Origin of the sequence: Alteromonas sp. AO-Serp (assembly GCF_017849675.1) — a bacterium.
In the GTDB taxonomy this organism is placed as follows: domain Bacteria; phylum Pseudomonadota; class Gammaproteobacteria; order Enterobacterales; family Alteromonadaceae; genus Alteromonas; species Alteromonas macleodii.
The window spans coordinates 26320-46806 of the sequence record NZ_JAFLMX010000013.1 but is presented as its reverse complement, the minus strand read 5'-3'; the positions used below and the strand labels follow the sequence as shown (position 1 = coordinate 46806).

Annotated in this window: 18 protein-coding genes, 1 pseudogene and 1 riboswitch; of the genes and pseudogenes, 10 read left to right on the top strand and 9 right to left on the bottom strand. The window is 45.9% G+C overall.

The features are described from left to right. From QVA83_RS01225 to QVA83_RS01190, 8 genes and pseudogenes are all read left to right on the top strand, one after another. Positions 1-212: pseudogene (locus QVA83_RS01225) on the top strand (heme biosynthesis HemY N-terminal domain-containing protein); the annotation flags it as partial. A gap of 111 nt (positions 213-323) precedes the next feature. Next, positions 324-435, top strand: a riboswitch (TPP riboswitch). 274 nt (positions 436-709) lie between these two features. After that, positions 710-2620, top strand: a complete 1911-nt coding sequence (gene thiC / locus QVA83_RS01220; RefSeq protein WP_287498037.1) for a phosphomethylpyrimidine synthase ThiC — start codon at positions 710-712, stop codon at positions 2618-2620. Beyond that, entirely contained in the window at positions 2617-4218 is a 1602-nt protein-coding gene (gene thiE, locus QVA83_RS01215; protein WP_287498036.1) for a thiamine phosphate synthase, read from the top strand. The genes thiC and thiE overlap by 4 nt, the downstream gene beginning before the upstream one ends. Next, positions 4211-5005, top strand: coding sequence for a HesA/MoeB/ThiF family protein (locus tag QVA83_RS01210; RefSeq protein WP_287498035.1), 795 nt, complete (start codon positions 4211-4213; stop codon positions 5003-5005). Before thiE ends, QVA83_RS01210 begins: the two co-directional genes overlap by 8 nt. Then, complete coding sequence (thiS, locus tag QVA83_RS01205) at positions 5002-5211, top strand: sulfur carrier protein ThiS (RefSeq protein ID WP_287498034.1); 210 nt, start codon at positions 5002-5004, stop codon at positions 5209-5211. Before QVA83_RS01210 ends, thiS begins: the two co-directional genes overlap by 4 nt. A 1-nt stretch (position 5212) precedes the next feature. Beyond that, the gene (locus tag QVA83_RS01200) at positions 5213-5983 is read left to right on the top strand and encodes a thiazole synthase (protein ID WP_287498033.1); all 771 of its coding nucleotides are present in this window, start codon (positions 5213-5215) and stop codon (positions 5981-5983) included. Next, on the top strand, positions 5980-7113 hold the full coding sequence (gene thiH, locus QVA83_RS01195; RefSeq protein ID WP_287498032.1) for a 2-iminoacetate synthase ThiH: 1134 nt from the start codon (positions 5980-5982) through the stop codon (positions 7111-7113). Before QVA83_RS01200 ends, thiH begins: the two co-directional genes overlap by 4 nt. A gap of 229 nt (positions 7114-7342) precedes the next feature. After that, entirely contained in the window at positions 7343-8569 is a 1227-nt protein-coding gene (locus QVA83_RS01190; protein ID WP_014947791.1) for a threonine/serine exporter family protein, read from the top strand. Positions 8570-8668: 99 nt separating this feature from the next. Here QVA83_RS01190 and QVA83_RS01185 read toward each other — a convergent pair whose 3' ends face one another. The 4 genes from QVA83_RS01185 to QVA83_RS01170 all read right to left on the bottom strand — a co-directional run bounded on the left by QVA83_RS01185 (position 8669) and on the right by QVA83_RS01170 (position 13204). Next, on the bottom strand, positions 8669-9781 hold the full coding sequence (locus tag QVA83_RS01185; protein WP_287498031.1) for a DUF697 domain-containing protein: 1113 nt from the start codon (positions 9779-9781) through the stop codon (positions 8669-8671). 2 nt (positions 9782-9783) lie between these two features. Next, positions 9784-11169 carry a YcjX family protein gene (locus QVA83_RS01180; RefSeq protein ID WP_014947789.1) on the bottom strand — a complete coding sequence of 462 codons (1386 nt, stop codon included), beginning with the start codon at positions 11167-11169 and terminating at the stop codon, positions 9784-9786. 212 nt (positions 11170-11381) lie between these two features. Beyond that, positions 11382-12143 carry an MBL fold metallo-hydrolase gene (locus QVA83_RS01175; protein WP_014947788.1) on the bottom strand — a complete coding sequence of 254 codons (762 nt, stop codon included), beginning with the start codon at positions 12141-12143 and terminating at the stop codon, positions 11382-11384. 137 nt (positions 12144-12280) lie between these two features. Then, on the bottom strand, positions 12281-13204 hold the full coding sequence (locus QVA83_RS01170) for a LysR family transcriptional regulator (protein WP_075177690.1): 924 nt from the start codon (positions 13202-13204) through the stop codon (positions 12281-12283). Positions 13205-13417: 213 nt separating this feature from the next. Between QVA83_RS01170 and QVA83_RS01165 the strand changes: the two genes are divergently transcribed. After that, the gene (locus QVA83_RS01165) at positions 13418-14638 is read left to right on the top strand and encodes an acyl-CoA dehydrogenase family protein (protein ID WP_014947786.1); all 1221 of its coding nucleotides are present in this window, start codon (positions 13418-13420) and stop codon (positions 14636-14638) included. A 73-nt stretch (positions 14639-14711) separates the two neighbouring features. Here QVA83_RS01165 and QVA83_RS01160 read toward each other — a convergent pair whose 3' ends face one another. The 3 genes from QVA83_RS01160 to QVA83_RS01150 form a co-directional block, all read right to left on the bottom strand. Beyond that, positions 14712-15239 (bottom strand): hypothetical protein, encoded by a 528-nt coding sequence (locus QVA83_RS01160; protein ID WP_287498030.1) that lies wholly within the window; start codon positions 15237-15239, stop codon positions 14712-14714. A gap of 24 nt (positions 15240-15263) precedes the next feature. Next, complete coding sequence (locus QVA83_RS01155) at positions 15264-15794, bottom strand: hypothetical protein (protein WP_039227006.1); 531 nt, start codon at positions 15792-15794, stop codon at positions 15264-15266. A gap of 167 nt (positions 15795-15961) precedes the next feature. Next, positions 15962-18055, bottom strand: a complete 2094-nt coding sequence (locus QVA83_RS01150; RefSeq protein WP_014947783.1) for a TonB-dependent siderophore receptor — start codon at positions 18053-18055, stop codon at positions 15962-15964. Positions 18056-18245: 190 nt separating this feature from the next. Here QVA83_RS01150 and QVA83_RS01145 point away from each other — a divergent pair, with 190 nt between their 5' ends. After that, complete coding sequence (locus tag QVA83_RS01145; protein WP_287498029.1) at positions 18246-18452, top strand: hypothetical protein; 207 nt, start codon at positions 18246-18248, stop codon at positions 18450-18452. 41 nt (positions 18453-18493) lie between these two features. On the opposite strand, the gene QVA83_RS01140 is transcribed toward QVA83_RS01145, so the two are convergent. Together QVA83_RS01140 and QVA83_RS01135 are read right to left on the bottom strand one after the other, a co-directional pair. Then, positions 18494-19537 (bottom strand): RES family NAD+ phosphorylase, encoded by a 1044-nt coding sequence (locus QVA83_RS01140; protein ID WP_287498028.1) that lies wholly within the window; start codon positions 19535-19537, stop codon positions 18494-18496. 3 nt (positions 19538-19540) lie between these two features. Continuing rightward, positions 19541-20479, bottom strand: a complete 939-nt coding sequence (locus tag QVA83_RS01135) for a sce7725 family protein (RefSeq protein WP_287498027.1) — start codon at positions 20477-20479, stop codon at positions 19541-19543. Positions 20480-20487 lie beyond the last annotated feature (8 nt).

Below are 20487 nucleotides of genomic sequence, written 5' to 3'. Positions count from 1 at the left end.
AAGACGAAGAAAACGTGTCGCTATACTCCACGCTAGGCCAAGTTGCATTCAATTCCGGCGATGATGTGTTGGCGGAAAAAGCGCTGCTTAAAGCCACTAAAATGAAGTCGCGCAAAGAAGACTTATTGCTGTTGTCTGCAATTAGCGAACGCAAGCACGACACAGCCACTGCACTTCAGCTTTACAAGGAAGGTCAGCAGCTAGCCAGCTAGATGAATATTCATTTAGCTTTCTGGTAGTACTTGTATTACCCGTAAAATTGAAGATATAGTAAAAAGGAATTCTCAATTCGGGTTGTTTCAACAACAACCCGAATTGACTTAAACAACTTGTCGGAGTGCTTCACTGTTAACCCAGTAAGCTGAGACCGCGAAAGTGGGATCCGTAGAACCTGATCAGGCTAATACCTGCGAAGGGAACAAGAAAATACAATGTGCACAATGTTAAACCGTGGTTTAGCGTTGTGAAGCGAAGTTGTTTTGCTGTTGATGATACAGACACACCCATTACGGTGCTGCTCGTCACTCAAGGTAAACTGTTCAAGTTTATCCCCAAGTCAGCATCAACGGTGTAAAGGGCTGTAATCACCAGAACCTTTACCAACAATCTCGCTAAAGTAACGGGATTATCCCGTTCTACACTTACACTTTGTATTCTCCTTCACTCCTGACAAGCATTTTTAGAACCTAACTTTACAAGGTAAAATGCTATGTCGAACAGACGCGAACAGCGCCAACAAGCACAACAATTCATTAATGAACTTGCGGGCGAAGCTTACCCAAATTCAACACGCCACTACGAGTGTGGCAGCCGTGACGATATTCGTGTGGCCATGCGCCTTATTCACCAACACGACAGTTTAGTGGGTGGAACAGAAGACAACCCTATTTTAGAACCAAATCCGCCCATTCCTGTTTACGACACTTCAGGCCCCTACGGCGACCCACAAGAAAACATAGATGTGCACAAAGGCCTAGCTCCGCTTCGCCAAACGTGGATTGAAGAGCGTAGCGATACCCTTGAATTAGAGGGCGTTTCGTCAAGCTTTGCAAAAGAGCGAGAAAACGACATATTTACCGAAGATTTCCGCTTTATTCGCAGCCGCAAACCACTAAAAGCAAAAGCAGGCAAAAACGTTACCCAGCTTCACTACGCAAGACAGGGCATTATTACCCCTGAAATGGAATACATTGCCATTCGCGAGAATATGGGTCGCCAAGCCATTAAAGATGCCGAACTGACGCAGCAGCACAAAGGCGAACACTTTGGCGCGAATTTACCCGATACCATCACGCCTGAATTTGTACGCCAGGAAGTGGCCGCAGGCCGCGCCATTATTCCATGCAACATCAATCACCCCGAGTTGGAACCAATGATTATAGGGCGTAACTTTCTAGTAAAGATTAACGCCAATATTGGTAATTCAGCAGTCACCTCGTCTATTGAAGAAGAGGTAGAAAAGCTGGTGTGGTCAACGCGCTGGGGCGCCGATACCATCATGGATTTATCTACCGGCAGAAATATTCACGAAACCCGAGAGTGGCTGCTGCGAAACAGTCCTGTTCCTCTTGGCACCGTACCCATCTATCAAGCGCTAGAAAAAGTAAACGGTGTAGCCGAAGACTTAACGTGGGAGATGTTTAAAGACACCCTAATTGAGCAAGCCGAACAAGGCGTAGACTACTTCACGATTCACGCTGGCGTGCTGCTTGAATACGTACACCTTACCGCAAAGCGGGTTACCGGCATTGTATCGCGCGGCGGTTCGATAATGGCAAAGTGGTGCTTAAGCCACCACCAGCAAAGCTTTCTGTATGAGCACTTTCACGATATTTGCGAAATTTGCGCTAAGTACGATGTGGCGCTGTCGCTAGGTGATGGCCTGCGCCCTGGTAGCGTAGCTGACGCTAACGACGACGCGCAATTCTCTGAATTACGTACCCTTGGTGAGCTGACGAAAATTGCATGGGAGTACGATGTTCAGGTAATGATTGAAGGCCCGGGACATGTGCCAATGCATATGATTAAAGCGAACATGGAAGAGCAGCTTAAGCACTGCCACGAAGCACCGTTTTATACCCTTGGCCCCCTCACCACCGATATCGCTCCTGGCTATGATCACTTCACTTCAGGTATAGGTGCCGCCATGATTGGTTGGTATGGCTGCGCAATGCTGTGCTATGTAACACCTAAAGAGCATTTAGGCCTACCTAACAAAGAAGACGTTAAACAGGGGCTGATCACCTACAAAATTGCAGCCCACGCTGCCGACTTGGCAAAAGGCCACCCAGGTGCACAAATTCGCGACAACGCCATGTCGAAAGCACGCTTTGAATTCAGGTGGGAAGACCAGTTCAATTTAGCTCTCGACCCGCATACAGCGCGCGCTTATCACGATGAAACTTTGCCGCAGGCGTCTGGCAAAGTTGCGCACTTTTGCTCTATGTGTGGCCCTAAATTTTGCAGCATGAAAATTTCTCAGGAAGTGCGCGATGTGGCTAAACAAGCAGAGCAGCAAGAGTTTGAGAAAGAAAAAGGAATGAAAGACATGGCCCAGGCATTCAATCAGTCTGGCGCAGAACTTTATCACACTGCAGATAGCAAGGTAGAGCTACCATGATGGCGAAAGCGTCCATAAGCCCTGCATCCAACAACCTCACCACTGCACTTCCTGTAGTGTGGTGTGTGGGAGGTGTTGACTGTAGCGGTGGGGCGGGCGTTACCCGCGACGCCATTACATTGGCCGATCTGAACATCCATGCTTGTGTGCTCACTACACAGCTTACCGTGCAGTCCAACTCAATCATGCTTAGTAAGGAAAGCATGTGCGCGTCGGCATTAAATCAGCAGTGGCAGGTGCTGTTTGAAGATACCCCGCCACGCGCTATTAAAATTGGCGCTATTGCTAATGATGAGCAAGCGCTGTTGTTGTGTGCTCGTATTCAAAAAACATCTAACCCTCGCCTCTTCGTTGTATGGGACCCTGTACTGTCTACCTCGTCAGGTGGCGTGCTGAGTGAGTTAAGCGAAAGCGTAGTTGACGAACTATTGAATACGGTAGATATCGTTACGCCAAATATCGATGAGCTTGCGTGGCTCACCCATTTGCCAGTTGTTGATGAAGCGAGCTTGCTAAATGCAATCAATCGGCTAAGGGGTAAAGGCGCAAAGAGCGTTTACGTTAAGGGCGGTCACGCCCACTGGCAAAAAAATGTAAGCGATATTTTTGTTTGTGCCTCTCACACTCTTCGTTTTAGCCAGCCGAAATACGCTAACGGCAAACTTCGCGGCACAGGCTGCATGTTAGCCAGCGCAGTAGCGGCATTCATTGTGCACGACTACTGCATTGAAGACGCACTTACGCTTGCTAATGCTTACGTCAGCGAAGTTCGTGGCCATACACTACCAAAGCAATGCGCAGCGGCTAACGCAAACGCCATAAGTAACGAATTAACCACCTACTTTGCACAAACCAACGGCTTTCCAGCAAAACCAGAGAGCTTTCCGCTGGTGACCTTTCACCAACGTGGCGCCACTGCTAATGAAAAAGAGCGGGATAAGGATTCCCTTCTTAAAGCCTCGTCTTGTAAAGAAGCCCACTTTCCTGCACTTACTCATACTCATTTAGGCATCTACCCTGTAGTGGATAGCGTGCAATGGATAGCCCGCCTCTGGCCAACGGGCGTAAAAATAATGCAGCTACGGGTTAAGCAAGGCTCCCAAGAAGACATTCGTCAGCAAATAAAAGAGGCAATAGAATTGGTGAAACACACCGACTGCCAATTATTCATTAATGACTATTGGGAGCTGGCCATAGAACTCGGGGCTTACGGTGTGCACTTGGGGCAAGAGGATATCGACACCGCAGACCTAAACGCCATCCGTAGTGCGGGTTTACGGCTTGGAATATCAACGCACGGCTTCGCTGAAATTCAACGTGTTCGCGCTTTAAACCCGTCTTACATTGCCCTTGGTCATATTTTCCCCACCAATACCAAAGACATGCCTTCGAAGCCCCAAGGTGTAGCACGTTTAGAAAAGTACGTGCAGCTTTGCGATGGCATTCCCACCGTTGCTATTGGTGGTATTAACTTATCGCGTATAGGCGATGTAGCTAAAACCGGCGTTAGCGGCATTGCTGTGGTAAGTGCAATCACTCAGGCAGAACACCCGCTAAAAGCCTACCAAGCATTGGTTGAGGAGGCTGGGTTTGCTTAGTCATTCAGCTACTCATTCACTTAGTCACTCGGTAGGCCAGCAGTTAGCGCATCAGGATATACGTCGCTACAGCAGACAACTCTTACTCGATTGCATTGATCACGACGGACAGCTTAATTTGGCGAGTGCACACGCTGTTATCGTTGGCTTAGGAGGATTAGGCAGCTTAACCGCCCGCTATTTAGCAGGCGCAGGCGTGGGCAACATTACACTTATAGATGGTGACACCGTCGACATTAGTAATTTGCAGCGCCAAATAAGCTACAACGAAATGCACCTAGGCGAGCTTAAAGCTAAATCGCTTTACAATGAACTGCGTAAAGTGAACTCGCATTTAAACATACAGTTTAAATGCTTATTTGCTGATAGTAACAACTTACCAACCTTGATTGCATCAGCCACCTGCGTGCTGGATTGCACCGACAACGTTACGGTACGAAGGCAGATAAACCTGGCCTCGTTTCGCGCCTCTATTCCGCTTTTTATTGCAGCAGCCAGTGGGCTTACCTGGCAAGCGCTGAACTTGCCTCAAAACTCAGCCACCTGCGGTTGCTACGAGTGTTTAGTGAATAATGTTGCCATACGCGAAGATTGCGTTAGCAAAGGTGTACTAGGCCCAGTAGTAGGCATGGCAGCATGCCACCAAGCTACCCAAGCCTTGTTATTTCTGGCAAGGGGCTTCGATGCCGATATTAAATGGGGCCATTACGTAAACGCCCACGCAGGCCAAGGTACGCTGCAAAGTTTCAAGCTTCCCCCCTCTTCTTCTTGTGAGGTATGCCAATGACCCAAATTAATATCAACGTGAACAATCAACCAATGAGCGTGATTTCTCCTATATCACTTAGTGAATTAATTGCTCTTAAACAATTGAAAGACGAAGGCACCGCCGTTGCCAAAAATGCCGCCATTATCAGCAGGAATGAATGGCCAACAACCTACTTAAGTAACAACGATACCGTGGATATCTTCACCCTAGTGGCAGGAGGCTAAAATGCTTACACTCGCAAATCACACCTTCCCTTCCCGCCTGTTAACTGGCACTGGCAAATTTAGTAACCCAGACACCATGAAAAGCGCGGTACAGGCAGCCAAGAGCAGTATGGTGACCTTGGCAATGAAGCGTGTCGCCAGCCATAGCTCACAAGATGAAACGCTTTCGGCATTAAAAGCATTGGGCGTTATTCTTTTGCCGAATACGTCGGGAGCGAAGAACGCAAAAGAAGCCATATTCGCCGCCGAACTTGCATACGAAGCATTAGGTAGCCCTTGGGTGAAGCTGGAAATTCACCCAGACCAACGCTACTTGTTGCCCGACCCCATCGAAACCCTTCTTGCCGCAGAGGCACTGGTTAAAAAAGGGTTTCACGTTTTGCCCTACTGCGGAGCAGACCCCGTTTTATGTAAACGCTTAGAAGAGGTAGGCTGCGCTGCCGTTATGCCATTGGGCGCGCCTATTGGCAGTAATCAGGGCTTACAAACCAAACCCTTTTTGCAAATTATTGTTGAGCAAGCGTCGATACCCGTCATTGTAGATGCAGGCATTGGTAAGCCAAGCGAAGCTATGGCGGCCATGGAGCTGGGAGTAGACGCGGTACTGGTGAATACGGCTATCGCCACGGCTAAGGACCCAGTTGCTATGGCAGCAGCTTTCGCAAGCGCCGTAGAAACGGGGCGAAAAGCCTTTGAAGCTGGACTTGGTGCTACCAGCAGTTTTGCCCAAGCCTCTAGCCCGCTTACCGCCTTTTTGGAGCCGGCGGTATGAAGGTAGCACAGGCATTAATGCAGCAAGACTTGTCGCATGTGGCTATGTCGATAAACAGTAAAACAGCGGGCGACGTAGAACGAGCGCTAGGTAAAGATACACTTTCTTTAGACGATTTTATGGCATTAATTTCTCCCGCTGGCGCTAAGTACTTAGAAGCCATGGCCTATCGCGCAAAAACAATTACTCGCCATCGATTTGGCAATACCATGCAGCTGTTTGTACCTTTGTATTTGTCAAACTTGTGTGCCAACGAATGTACCTACTGCGGCTTTACAATGAGCAACAAAATAAAGCGCAAAACCCTGTCTATAAGCGAAGTGTTGACCGAAATTGAAGCCATCAGAGATTTAGGCTTTTCACAGGTATTGCTGGTTACTGGCGAACATGAAACCAAAGTGGGGATGGAATATTTTGAGCAAACACTAAGCGCCATTCGCGAAAAGGTGAGCTACCTTATGATGGAGGTACAACCCTTAAAGCGTGAGCAATATGAAACCTTGAAGCACCTGGGCTTAGACGCGGTGTTAGTGTATCAAGAAACCTACTCACCGCAGCATTACGCTAATTACCACACTCGAGGTAAAAAACAGGACTTCCTATGGCGCTTAGAAGCCAGCGATCGCATAGGGAAAGCCGGCATTGATAAAATAGGCATTGGCGCACTACTGGGTTTAGGCGACTGGCGGGTTGATAGCGCCATGACCGCCCTTCACGGCAAGTTAATACAGCAACACTACTGGCAAAGCCGTGTATCTATTGCTTTTCCGCGCCTTCGTAGCTGTGAAGGTAACAGCACTGGCGGCAACGCCCTCACCAACAGTAAACTCCCTAACGAGCGAGATCTGCTGCAGCTAATATGCGCCCACCGCATTTTTAACCCACAAGCAGAACTCTCGCTGTCTACCCGAGAGTCGGCAGTATTTCGGGATGGCGTAATGCCACTTGGCATAACGTCTATGAGTGCAGCGTCGCAAACACAGCCTGGCGGTTACAGCGCCCCATCGAAGGCACTAAATCAATTCGATATTGACGATAACCGATCTGTATCAGATGTCGTGAGCGCACTTTCAATGAAAGGACTGGAACCCGTATGGAAAGACTGGATGCCGTTTACAGAACGTGTTTAAGCGCAAGAATACCTGTATTTTTCGTTTGAAAACTCGCGCTAAAATAGCGCACTTTTAATGGATTAATCGATTAGTTTTTGTAAGGGAAAATAAGAGAAAATTTGTTTTGCTTTCGTGCAAAACCCTCCGTACAATCCGCCCAAATTTTAGCCAGACACTTTACCTATGCGTCTGGCTTTTTTGTCTCATTTATCTCATATTAGATTTATCAAAACTAAAGGGCAGTGCGTTGGATACCGTTGAATTTATTCAAATTCGTAGATTTATAGTGAAGCTAGGCAAAATGCTGCACAAGTACGGTACCCCTGCGTTCCGTCTTGAAGCTTACCTAGGTGAAGTCGCTAAGTATTTAGGCGTACACGCTTCATTTATTTCAACGCCAACTTCACTGACTTTTGTTATCTGGAGTGACCGTCACGAAGACGAATATAACCATGCTGCGCGTTTGCTTCCTGGCGAATTAGACATGAACGCGTTGTCGCTTACCGATGAACTGGCCAGCGAACTGCTGTCGGGCAAATTAACCTTAAGTGAAGCTGACAAGCGCTTAAATGAAATAGATGCCATGGGCAGCCCTTATGGTAAATGGGTGACAGGCGTTGCCTTTGCTATGGCCACCGGCGCGTTTGCTATGCTAATGGGTGCAAGCTGGAGTGAAATTGGCTGGTCGGGTGCCTTGGGTATAGTGGCTTATCTTTGGACCTTATGGGCACAGCAGTCTAAACGCGTAAACTTGATGCTAGAGCCTGTCACCGCGTTCGTTGGCGGCATTCTTGCCTGTGCTATTGGTCAATACGTTGACCCTGGCATTAACATTCCGCTGGTTGTGCTTTCATCGGTCATTGTATTTGTACCCGGACTAGCGCTGACAATGGGCCTTGCCGAGCTTTCATCGCGAAACATGGTGTCGGGCACGGCTCGTACTATGGACGCCATCATGCAGCTGTTTAAGCTATATTTCGGTGCTTTTTTGGGTGTGTCAGTGGGCTTTAGTGCATTTGGTGAAAACGTGTATACCCCTGCAGAATCGCTGCCTTACTGGGCTACTTGGCTAGCGGTATTCTTGCTGTGTATTGCCCTAGTTGCAATATTCAGAACGCGTATTAAACACATTCCATGGGCATTGGCAGCAGCATTTATTGCCTACAGTGCTACCGCATGGAGCTCTGATTACATGAGCCCTGGGCTGGGCGCGTTCGTGGGTGCGTTTGCATTAGGCATTTTTGCGAATGCGTTCACCCGCATTGCTAACCAACCCGCGACCATTGTGGCTATGCACGGACTTATAGTGCTGGTGCCGGGGTCTAAGACCTATATTGGCTTGAACTCGTTTATGACGGGCCAAGACTTTGTGAAGGCAGACCATTTGGGGCAGGAAGTATTTCTTATCTTTATGTCGCTAGTGGCGGGATTAATCTTTGCTAACGTGGTGGTGCCCACTAAAAAGGCGCTATAACGTAAATACAGTAACCTAAAGAGTTTCGCGCTAGAGCGCGGCTGGTGCAACTAGGCTGCGCAAAATCACTAGCGCAGCCTAACAAGCGGGCAAAAGGCGCTATTTAAGTAACTTGATCAACGCTCGCCCTAAACGGGCGTTGAGCGCGCCCGCAGCAATCGCTTCAGCAGAATTTTCCATAAACTTCGCCGACAAGCTGCCGCCAATTTGATTGGCAACTTCGTCGGTAGCTAAGTCAAACACGCCTTGCGCCGCAATGTTTTGCGCCAACACTTTAAGTAACTTCCAGTTCCCTGCTGTACTTGGCCTTAGTCCATACACGCGGGCCATTCGACGAATGGTACGAAAGCTAATCCATACCACAGCAAAAGTTTGAATAAGATTATTTGGGCTTATAAACGCAAGGCTTCCGGCGGTCACCGATTCTTTATTCAGCACCTTGTGCGCCTTTTCTTGAATCGGTTTTAGTACCGTGTCTTCGTACAGGCCTAATCGTTCTGGGCCTGTCATGTCGTCTTGAAGCTGCTGCTTATAACGGTCGAAACAATGCGCTGCGTAAGACCCTCGCGAAAAGCGTTTGCCGTGCTGGCTTAGCACGCGATCAATTTTCTGTGGCGATGCTTCTGTTCCCGCTGAAGGCTTTTGTTTCGCTGAAGGCTCTTTCTGCGCTGAAGGCTTTGCTCCCTTGCTAGCCAGCAAATCTCGGATAACGCTTGCATCTTCCATTGCCGTATTTACTTGCTTGTAGCCTCTCCACTCTTTAAAACTCAAAAAGCTAAAGCAGCTAACAAACCCAACTAATAGCGCGCCTAGTACACCTGTACCGATGGGGTGTTCAGAAACGTTTGCCGCAAGGGTGGTATAAGCTTCAAATACGAAAAACCCAATTAATGAAACCACGCCAAACCCTAATGTTGCCGCACCTAACGACAGGCCACCTTTTTTTGTATCCACTTCCCATACATCCTCAGTAACTTGTTGCGGAAGTTTGGTTTCAGGCTGCGCTATGTCTAAGGTTTGTGTTTTAATTTTGGTTTTGTACTGCGGTTTTGTTACCGCATCACTTTCACTGTCATTGTTGGGTTTACCATAGCCAGTCGCCGTGTTGCGCTGCGCTTCCTCACCGACACCGCCGTAAATTGCATCGCTTCTAAGCGTAGACTGGCTTGTTTGTTCTGGGCTTTCGTCAAATGTATAAGGTTTATCGCTCATTCTTACTCTCCTTTGCCCAGTAAAAACTGAAGCAATCTATCTACGCCCTTACCCGCTAAAATACGCGCCTTAAAATCGCTAGGTACACTCACATCAGGTACTGGAAAGTGGCTACCCTCTTCCATCTCTTTCAAAGTGCTGGGAATAGGTTCGAACGTAGATTCTACATAGCGGCCATCAGTGTCTTTGTAACGAATAGCATCATCATTACTACCTTCATCGGTTACTTGCATGCTAGACACTAAAAAATGCTCGAATTGTATGGGTTTACCGTCAAACCGTGCTCTCGCCCCTTCGGTAATTTGGGTAAGTAAATTAAGTAAGTTAGCGCGCTGACTTACAGGCACTAAATCAGACTTAGTGGCCACAAACGCCACTCTGCCTATTTGTTCTTTTTTCAGCACATTGCGTGAAAACCACGTGCTTTGCCCGTACACAAAGGTGTCGGCCAGATGACTCAGAGTTTCTTTTAACTGATACAAATGCTGTCTGCTGTGGTTAAGCCCTTCAAACAAATCGACTAGAATAATCTGCTTGTCGGTTTCTTTGAAAATGGACTGCTTCAGCGGCGTTAACCACCCACTTTGGAATTTAGCAAAGTGCTTGTCGAATATTTTAAACCAAGGATGTGATACATCGCTGGTGATGCTAGACGGAAGCGGCGTAAAACCAAAGGCCTGCCAATCGAAGTCGCTCGATTCCAATAAAAAACTGCCCGGCTGAAGAAGAGATATGCCGTTGGCCTTCGCGTCTACTAAATAATCGCGATAGGCATTAACCAGCAGCTGAATACGCTGTTCGGTTGGCTCTTGCTCAAAATCAAACTGATTAACGAACGCTTTCCACTGGTTGGCAAAATACTGCTGCGGCCCACTACTAAGCTGAGCCCACGCAGAGTCTGACCAATGAGCATAGGTTTTACTTAGCATGGGAATGTCGGTCACCCATTCTCCAGGGTAATCGATAAACTCAAACACCACATCGCTATGAGGCAGTACATGACGCTTCAATGAGGCGGTTTCTTTTAAACGCACCACCAGCTTAAAACCGAATGCTTCTTCGGTGGCTTTAGGCCATTGGCCGTTTTCAAGATCAGCAATGTTCTGTATATGCGGGAACGGTTTGTAGCCTTCAATGGGCTCTATGCGCATATCAAGCACTTGGGATGGCGGCAAATAACGTAGCAAAGGCAAACACGCATAGCCCTCTTCACTGCGGCTTTTCAGCATAGTGATAAGGCTGGTGAACAGCATAGATTTACCGCTTCGACTTAGCCCAGTAATGGTGAATCTGTGAGTTTCTTTGTTAAACACACTGCTAAGTTTGTCGCCAGTTAGCGACGCCATTGCCCGAGTCTTGTCAAAAAGCGTAGCGATATTTTTTTGCATTATTTTGTTTGTATTCTGCCTTTGCAGTTCCTATTCCCTTAAACCTAAACCTTTAAAAATAATACCCAGAGAGTGCGGCCTATACATTATTGCCCTCTCGTTATTATAGATATGCCTATAGGATTAATGTGGTTATTAAGGGGGAAAAGCAAGGGCAGTGCCAGCTAAACACGCCGCTTCGTAAATAAGTAACGCTAACGACGGCTAATAAACTAATGCTCGCGAGTCTTATTGAATAGCTTTTTCTTTATGCGATTTTTACTGGAATGCCAGTGATTCTTAGGTTTGCGCGGCGCGTTTTCAATAACGTGTTCAAAATCGATATCCGACTTTTTGGTGGGCGGAACGTGAGCACAAAAGAATGTATCAATATGTGACTGGGCCAGCTTCTTTAAGCTTTCGCGGTATTGGTTTGGGTGACATAACGGATATGGCGGTACTAGTTCACCTTTCACCTGTACCAATACATCGGCAATGTAAGCCTGCTGCGTGGGAATGTGCTTTAGCGTTAAATCGTGGTCGGTATGGCCCGGCGTGTACATAACCTGCCAGTCAGGAAAACCGGGCAGTAACTGATTGTCGGCAAGCGTCATGTCTGGCGCTAGTATTGGGTTGTACCAAATGGGCATTCTTGGCTTGCCAATACGATTGGCCACCCACCAGGTTAGCAACAAATCTATGCCGTGAGCAGTACGCCCAGCAAACCCAGCATACCAATTAATCGCTTTGGGATGAGATGCCACCTGCGCACCTGTACGTTCACGTAGTTTAATGGCGCCTCCGGCGTGATCTGGATGCATATGTGTAACCACAATCAGCTTTAAGTCACTTAACGGACGACCTAAGGTTTGCGTAATGTATCGACACACGTTGTCTACATCGGCGCGGCTACAGCCATCAAGCAATAGCAACCCCTTGCTGTCTTCAACAAGATAAATATGCTGTATGTAGCCTGCAAGTGTGTGAATATTCATTACTGCTTCCTTTTCACCAAAACACGCGCCAACCGTGGTATCTGACATACCTCATGTACGCTAGCACTAAACCCCGCTAATCGCTGGCAAAGTGTGAGCTGCGTGATAATGCCTATAGCGCTGAATCCTATCAGAACCTATCTGGTAAGACCAGATTCAGCGAACAAGTGTAGCATTAAATTGCGTAACCACATTAGCCCGGGCTCACCTTCCTGCTGGCTATGCCAGTAAAGGTGTGTTTCCAACGCGGGAAGCTGATACGGCAGTTTGGTGCTAATCAAGTTATCATCGCTTACCGCATCGGCCACAGAACCTGGCAAGGTTAACAAAGCGTTAGTGCTAGCCACCACATCTGCCGCGGCGCGATAGTTTTGGCAACGCCATAATGAAGGACGGCTTATGCCTAGTTGCTGCAGCGCAATTTCTTCTACCGACGCCCCTTTTGCCCGGTTCGACACCGTTATATGGCGTGCCGCCACATACTTCTTCTTATCTATATTTTGTGCCAACGGGTTTTGCTTATTCATAAGCACCTTGTAGGTGTCGCGGCGCAATAGTGAGTGAGAGATGGGCGCAGCAACAGCGCGACCAATATCAATAACAAGGTGGAGGTTTCGATTTGTTAAGTCTGCCAGCATTGTATCTCGATGTAAGCGAGTGCTTACTATTTCGACATTAGGTGCTTGTTTTTCAAGGGTTGAAAGCAGGACAGGTAAAACGCCTAATTCAAGAGACTCTTGCATGGCAATAACAAAGCGCTGATGGCTGTGTAACGGGTCGAAGTCGGCAAACTCCCCCAATGCTTTTCGAATATCGCTTAAGGCTTTTAGAATAGCGGGCGCTAACCGTTCGCAGGCCGCAGTAGGCAACATGCTTTGCTTTTCTTTAACAAAAAGTGGATCGCCCAAAATATCCCTAAACCTGCGCATGGCATGGCTAACGGCCGATGGCGTAATGTGAAGCGCTTCAGCTACGCGGGTCATATTCCTATGCTGCCAAAGCGCTTCAAAAACCTTTAGCAGATTTAGATCCAACTTCTCGAATTGTCTATTTTCGAACATTGCCACCACCATGAATGAGATTCACACCATTTAAGGATTATATTTCATTTCATTCACTTAACAACTTTGTCTACTATGCGTTTAACGAACAGTTATCGCACGCTTTAGAGACAGTCCCTGCATTTTAACTTGCGGCGCCCCAAGTGCGAGATGCGAAGCAAATACTCTCTATATTTAATTAGTACAAATTCAACGAATGTAAAAAGGTGCCCTATGGATTTTTCACATAACGACAAAACCAAAGCCTTACTAGAGAAGCTCGATAATTTTATAGCCGAGCATATAGCGCCAATTGAAGATGAAGTTTACGACTTTCACCACAAAGAGAATAATCACGGCGACTGGAAAAGCTGGAAGCTGCACCCTGGAACTGAAGCGCTTAAAGCTAAAGCGCGCGAAGCAGGGTTAGCCAATCTGTTTTTGCCCGATGCCGAGCTAGGCCAGGGCCTTACCACACTTGAATATGCGCCTATGGCAGAGCGCATGGGCAAATATCTCTTTGCACCAGAGATTTTTAACTGCAATGCGCCTGATACCGGCAATATGGAAGTGCTCTATCACTTCGGTAGCGACGCTCAAAAAGAGAAATGGCTTAAACCATTGCTAGCAGGTGAAATACGCTCGGTGTTTGGTATGACAGAGCCTGATGTTGCTTCGTCTGACGCCACCAATATGGCCGCCACCATTATTGAAGATGGCGATGACGTAGTCATTAATGGTAAAAAGTGGTGGTCGACAGGGTTAGGCCATCCTAACGCTGCTATAACCATATTCATGGGCTTATCTAACCCCGATAACGACAAGCACAGTCGCCACAGTATGGTCGTAGTGCCGCTTGATACACCAGGGATCACCATTAAGCGCATGCTAGATGCCTACGGCGATTACGATGCGCCTTACGGCCACGGGGAGATGCATTTCGATAATGTGCGCGTGAGCAAAGACAACCTAATTATGGGTTTAGGCAAAGGCTTTGCTATTGCACAAGGGCGCTTGGGCCCGGGCCGTATTCACCACTGCATGCGCGCTATCGGCATGGCAGAAAAAGCGCTAGAGCTTGCACTTAAACGCGGTCACGAACGGGTTGCGTTTGGTAAACCAATCATACGCTTAGGTGGCAACTTAGAACGCGTAGCCGATGCACGCATGGCTATTGAGCAAGCGCGTTTACTCACGCTCCACGCCGCTTGGAAAATTGACAACTTAGGCGTAAAGCACGCTATGACCGAAATCTCAGCCATTAAAGTGGTGGTGCCGAATATGCTACAAAGCGTGGTGGATATGGCACTACAAATTCACGGCGGTGCGGGTATGTGTAGCGACTTCCCACTGGCGCGATTTGCCGCTGGTGCAAGAGCCCTTCGGTTAGCTGATGGCCCTGACGAAGTGCATAAAGGCATGGTGTCACGACTAGAGCTTAAAAAGTATCAGTAGTTATAATTGATACAAAAAATGCGGCTTCATTAAGCCGCATTTTTTATAGGTTAAACAGCTGCACCAAACAGCGCTAGTTGCCTTCTTCCCGCTGCTTTATTTTACGGTGAATAGCATCAAGCTTTTTGAAGCTTTCCCATAACTCTGGATGTGTTGCGATTAATGCTGCGACATGGTCATGATTTTCTTCACGCGTATTTTTGGTAAGAAATTTAATGTCGTCATCATGAGGTAATAGACCAAAGTTGATGTACGTATTATCGCTAGTCGACGTGTTGCTGGCTTTTTGCATCATCATAGCCCTGTAAGACTTCAAATACCTAGGCTCGCAATGCTTACGCACAATTTGGCTGCCGGTGGGCTTACTGCGATGACATATCATGTCAAACTTAGCTACGTTATTAATTTCGTTGTAGAGTTCCAAAAAAGCAAAGCGCTCTTGCTCAAAAGCTGTTACGAGTTGAGGCGTTGTTTTCTGCCCCACAACATTAATTCGCTCTACCTTCTGCTTATCTAACTGGGCCATTGCGTGGCCACTGGTTAGCGAAAAAAGCGCTAAAGCAGCGCTTAGTGCGAAATATTTTTTGAGAATACGGTTCATTTTAATTCCTGTGATTTTCATGAATTAATCTTCGTAAACTTCTTCTTTACGCTGCTCAATGCGCTGGTGAATAGCGTCTAGTTTAGTAAAGCTATCAAATAGTTCTGGATGGGTGGCAATCAACGCTGCAACATGCTCGAAAGCATCTTCTCTCGTGTCGTTAGTAAGAAAGCGAATATGGTCATCGCTGGGTAAGCGGTTAAAATCAATTCCCGGGCCAGTAGACGAGACTTGCATCATCATTGAACGAAAGTCTTTCACATAACGCGGTTCGCAACTTTTACGGGCAATTTGGCTTCCAATTGGCTTGTGGTATTTACAGATTACGTCGAACTTTGCGACCTCATTAATGCTGTTATACAACTCTAGGAACTCGAAACGCTGCTTGTCGAATGCACGCTTCAGTTGGGGAGAAGTTTTCTCACCCACTACGTCGATTGTTTCGTAGCTTTGTTTATCGGTCTGTGCGGCGAGGTGGCCGCCAAGAAAAACACCTAACGTTAGTACTGACAACTTAACGGCATTTGGGAACACTTTGTTTAAGTGTTTATTCATTTGAAACTCCATCTTCTGAACGTTTTAAAACAATAGCAACTGGTCTAATTTTAATCAATTAATAAAAATTTAAATTAAGAGTCTAGGAAAACTGTTTCATTAAAGAAGGATCACAAACAAAAAATGCGGCCTAAGCCGCATTTTTGTCATTCATGTTTTGGTTCATATTAGAACGTATATGATGCACTCAACTGAGCGTTGATCCCCGCACCGTAGTAACCAACCGTATGTAGGCTGTTAATGTACTTCTTGTCGAAGATATTGTTGATGTTCATGCGAACGGTGAAATCTTCTGTAAACGCATGTGAAGCATAAACGTTGCCTAAGAAGTAAGCGCCCTGCTTAACATTGTAGTCAACGTTGCTAATTTCAGACTGCCATCTACCGCCAAAACCTACTTCAATTTCTGGCGCTTGCGGTACGGTGTAACCTAGTTGGAACGTCACTACATCACGTGGTGCCCATAGGTTAGCGTCGTTACCTTGCTCGTCTTCTACATCAATGTTGGTGTAAGACGCGTTAATGCGTAGATCATCAGTTAACTGACCCGCTAGCTCAATCTCAAAACCATCAGACTCTACCGATACGCCTTTGTAGTAGTACTGAAGAGTTTCAGGGTTAGTACCTGCATATGCTGCCAAGTTATCTTGTTCAGCGGTGAAGTAAGCGAAAGTTGTTAGTAGTCTGTCGTCGAACCACTGTGCCTTGAAGCCCGCTTCAAAGTTCTTACCCTTAGTTGGGTCAAGGTATTGGCCGTTTACGTCATACTGTTCTTGTGGCTGGTACACGTCAGAGTAGCTCACGTAAGCATTAACATCTTCTGTCACCGCGTAAGTCGCACCAACATAAGGGCTGGCTTCGCTTTCTGAGTTATCTATAACCGCGCCTGCGTTTTGGCCAGTACGCTCGAAGTCGATCGCGTTAAAACCAGCAATGATGTGCATTGCGTCTGTTACGCTGAATCGAGCAGAGCCGAAATAACGTGTTAGTGTTTGCTCAATATTTGAGTACTCAGACACACCTAACCACTCTGGCTCAGCAATCGCATCCAAGCCGTATGGGAATGCTGGTGTTGGGCCGTATGCAGGAGTAGTAGCGTAGTCAAACGCATGAACAAAAGACACGTCGTCGCTAGTAGCGTGACTTACACCAAAGTTAACTTCATGGCTGCGACCAAACAGCTCGAAATCACCGAATACACGGCCTTCTAACAGGTGAGAGTCAATTTCAGAATCGTAGCGACCTGGCCAGCCAACTAAACCAAGGCCAGTCTCTTTATCAATGGCACCGTAAGCATAAAACAGCTTACTTTCATCTTCGTAACCACGGAAGTTATAGCTAAGTAGCAATTGCCAATCGTTGTCGAATTCATAGTCTAGTTCAACAAAGGCGTTAGTGGTTTCAGTATCCCACTTGGTCCATTCTTGCGTAGTGGTGTCATTAATATCCCACTCAGCTTGCGTACCGTCGGTATAGTTGAATACTAGCCCGCCCCACGTGTTGCCGTCGGTATTGGCATCTTGGTATGACAAACCGAAGGTTATCGTAGCGTTATCAGTTAGCTGTCCATCAATAACGCCGTATACAAAGCCGCGATCGTTTTCTAAACCATCTAGGTGAGACTCTTTATCTTCAAAGCTACCTACTACACGCGCCGCCCAGCTGCCGTCTTCTGTAAGCAGCATAGAGTAATCGCCTTGAACGCGCTTGAAGTTGTAAGAGCCAATGCTTGCACCCACTTCGCCGCCTTCTTCGTTAGTAGGACGCTTGCGCACATAGTTGATGGTGCCTGACGCGTTACCTACACCAGTAAGCAGGCCGTTCGCACCACGAATAACTTCAATTTCTTCGTAGCCGTAAGCTTCAACCGAACCGGTAACAATACCCCAGTCGTTAGGCAGGCCTACACCATCAATTTGGGTGTTTTTAATTTCAAAACCACGTGCGGTGTAGTTAGTACGGTTAGTTTCCCACTCTTCTACGTTAATACCTGGTGCTAGCTTTAGTGCGTCGTTAATGTTGAACGCACCAAACGACTGCATAAGGTCTTCAGAAAGAATACTGATAGACTGAGGCGTTTCACTGATTTCCATGGTTAAGCCAGTTGCACCGCGGCTAACACGGTTTTGGCGAACACCTACAATACGAATTTTTTCTACGTCTGCTTCTTTAACTTCTACTGTATCGCTTTGAGTTGTTTGCGCATTTACCGACAAAGCAAACGCGATAGGCGTTAGTGCAAATAAACTGCTTAGTTTCATGGTTTTCTCTGTTATTTGGTTATGAAGGGTTAAGAACTTTACGGCGGGGGAGTATAAGATAAATTAAAGCTAATTTAAATGATAATTATTGCTATTTAAGTTTCTAAAAAGAGATTTTACAAAATGGTAAAGGTCGTCTTTCCAATACACTTGAGCGGATAAAGGCAAGTGGGCAGAGTTTGTAAAACTTATGGGTGGCGTGTTTTGTGAGCTCAATGACCAAGCTATTCGCCCTCTTTACAAAGAAAAGCTTGATACAGAAACAGGTGAACTTAAACAAAGTTACTTTGACGGAGAGGTTTCAATTTCGCTTCGAGGAATAAAGCTAGGTGAAAAAGAAGTTATTACTAGAATTCACGAATGGCGCTTGGAAAACAGTGGTACTAGAGCCGCATAGCGGCTCAAATGCTTTTACTTGGAGTTCTGTAAATAAGTGTACTAAGTATCTAGCACTTTATATTCGTGATGTGTTCTGATCACCTCTGTTTTCTCAAAGCTATCAAAATAAACGATGTCCTCGCTCTTTTCGCAAAAGAAAACTAAATTTTTCTTATCGGTAAAAGAACTAGAGAAAATTATCCCGTCGAATAAATTTTGGGACTTGATGAATTCACAAAAAAATTGTGTGGGTAGATAGTTGAGGTGTCTCGATTCAGCCACAGGAATAGATAACTCTTCTGATAACCGCTCCAAAAGGACAATCAGTTCAAGTGCTAATTTAGAATCACTATCAGCGAACTGAAACGCACTAAACATTTTTCTAGGACACGTTAGGTCAAGTAATTTTAAGCTTTTAGATGTGATTAACTTAGCAATAAATACAATACTTCCAGTGCTGGGCCTTACTTCAGTAACCGCTGTAACTTTATCATCTGCACAGTACAAATAGGATATCCCAACTGGATTGGCTCTCCCATCACTCGCCACTGAGGCAGGTGGTTTATCTAAATCTCTCGGAAAGTCTTCCACATTACTTAAAATTCTTGCTCTGTAGAGTGGGTAATCTATAGGAAGTTTCGAAGATAGTTGCGAAAGTATAGCTTCAAATATCCGTAACTCGCTTGATTTAACTCTACGAAATAAATTTGATAACACTTCAGTGTTAGGGAAAAACCGGTTTCGCTCTATCAGTTCTATTCGTAATTCGTTCCAATCATCACAGAAACGCAAGTTGTCCGTTGCAATCACATATTTTTCATTTTCACCATCAACGAGAATATTAGCTAGCAACCGGTTAATATTTCTTACATTATCACTGTCAAATACTTGAAATTCATATTGAAAACAATCAGCTAATGATTTCCCGTCATCTGAAACTTTGAAAATTTCATCTTTAAGGAACTCGAACTTTTCTCCTAGTTGACTAGGTTCGATTAACGGCGCGTGTCTGCCACAAAAATCGCAATCGCCATCACCTATCGTATTTCTTTGAATAAAATCTCTAAGATCGCTATCCCAAAAGCAGTCCTTGCAACAATGCATCTTCTAGACCTCAGCGATATACTTAGAAATTATTTCTACATGATGACTCACCGATAGTTTTTTAACTGCCCCTAATCCCGGAAAATGTCTGGAATCATAAAGCTTTCTGAACTCGGATATCGCCGATGTTTCGGAAATTTCATTTTCTTCCCTATTCAAAAATTCAATAAGTTTTTCTAGTGCTTCAAAGAACTTACCTGCGGGATCGGCGTAAGAGCCATTATTTTCTGAACAAAAGTGATTAACAACAATCTGTGTCTGGGGAGAAAATATACTCTTTCTGTTTTCAATAATTTGGCTTAAATGCAGAGCTACGACATAAGCAGGGCCACCGCCTTCAGAAAAGAGGTTCCCAGTAATTGTATAGTCACCAAAACCTGCTAAGCCTAAGCTTTTATAATCGCTGATAGCAGAGCTGAAGGTTGTCATTTTAGGGTAATCAGCGTTCTTTATCTTTTTATCAAATCCATCTTCGATTACTACGACAGGCACTTTTAGCGAGGCTGCTGCTTGACTGGCAACACTGGACTTATCCTCGAGTAAAACTAGTTCGACGTTTCGCAGTTCTTCAAATATTGATTCATCAGATATATCTTTAACATATAGAACATACGGACTTTCTTCTATGTGTTTTCGAGCCAAGTGATAATTTTCAAGAGTGTGGTAGCTATCGAACACAATGCAAGGAGTAAAATCAACTGAAGCTTCAAGGAGTGACTTCATTACCTCGTCGTATACTTCTTCCTCGCCTAGTTCAGAATTAATTATAATGATTGGCGTAATCCCGCCATTATTAAGTTCAGAGATAGTTTTAATGAATGGATTCGAAATGGTTTTTACCGGCTCAATTACCGGGGTAAACCATTTATGGAGTCCAAGTTTCGACAGTTCCCTGAGCGCTATAAGTTCAAACTGTTTTCCTCTTAACACAGGAAAATACATAATTACCT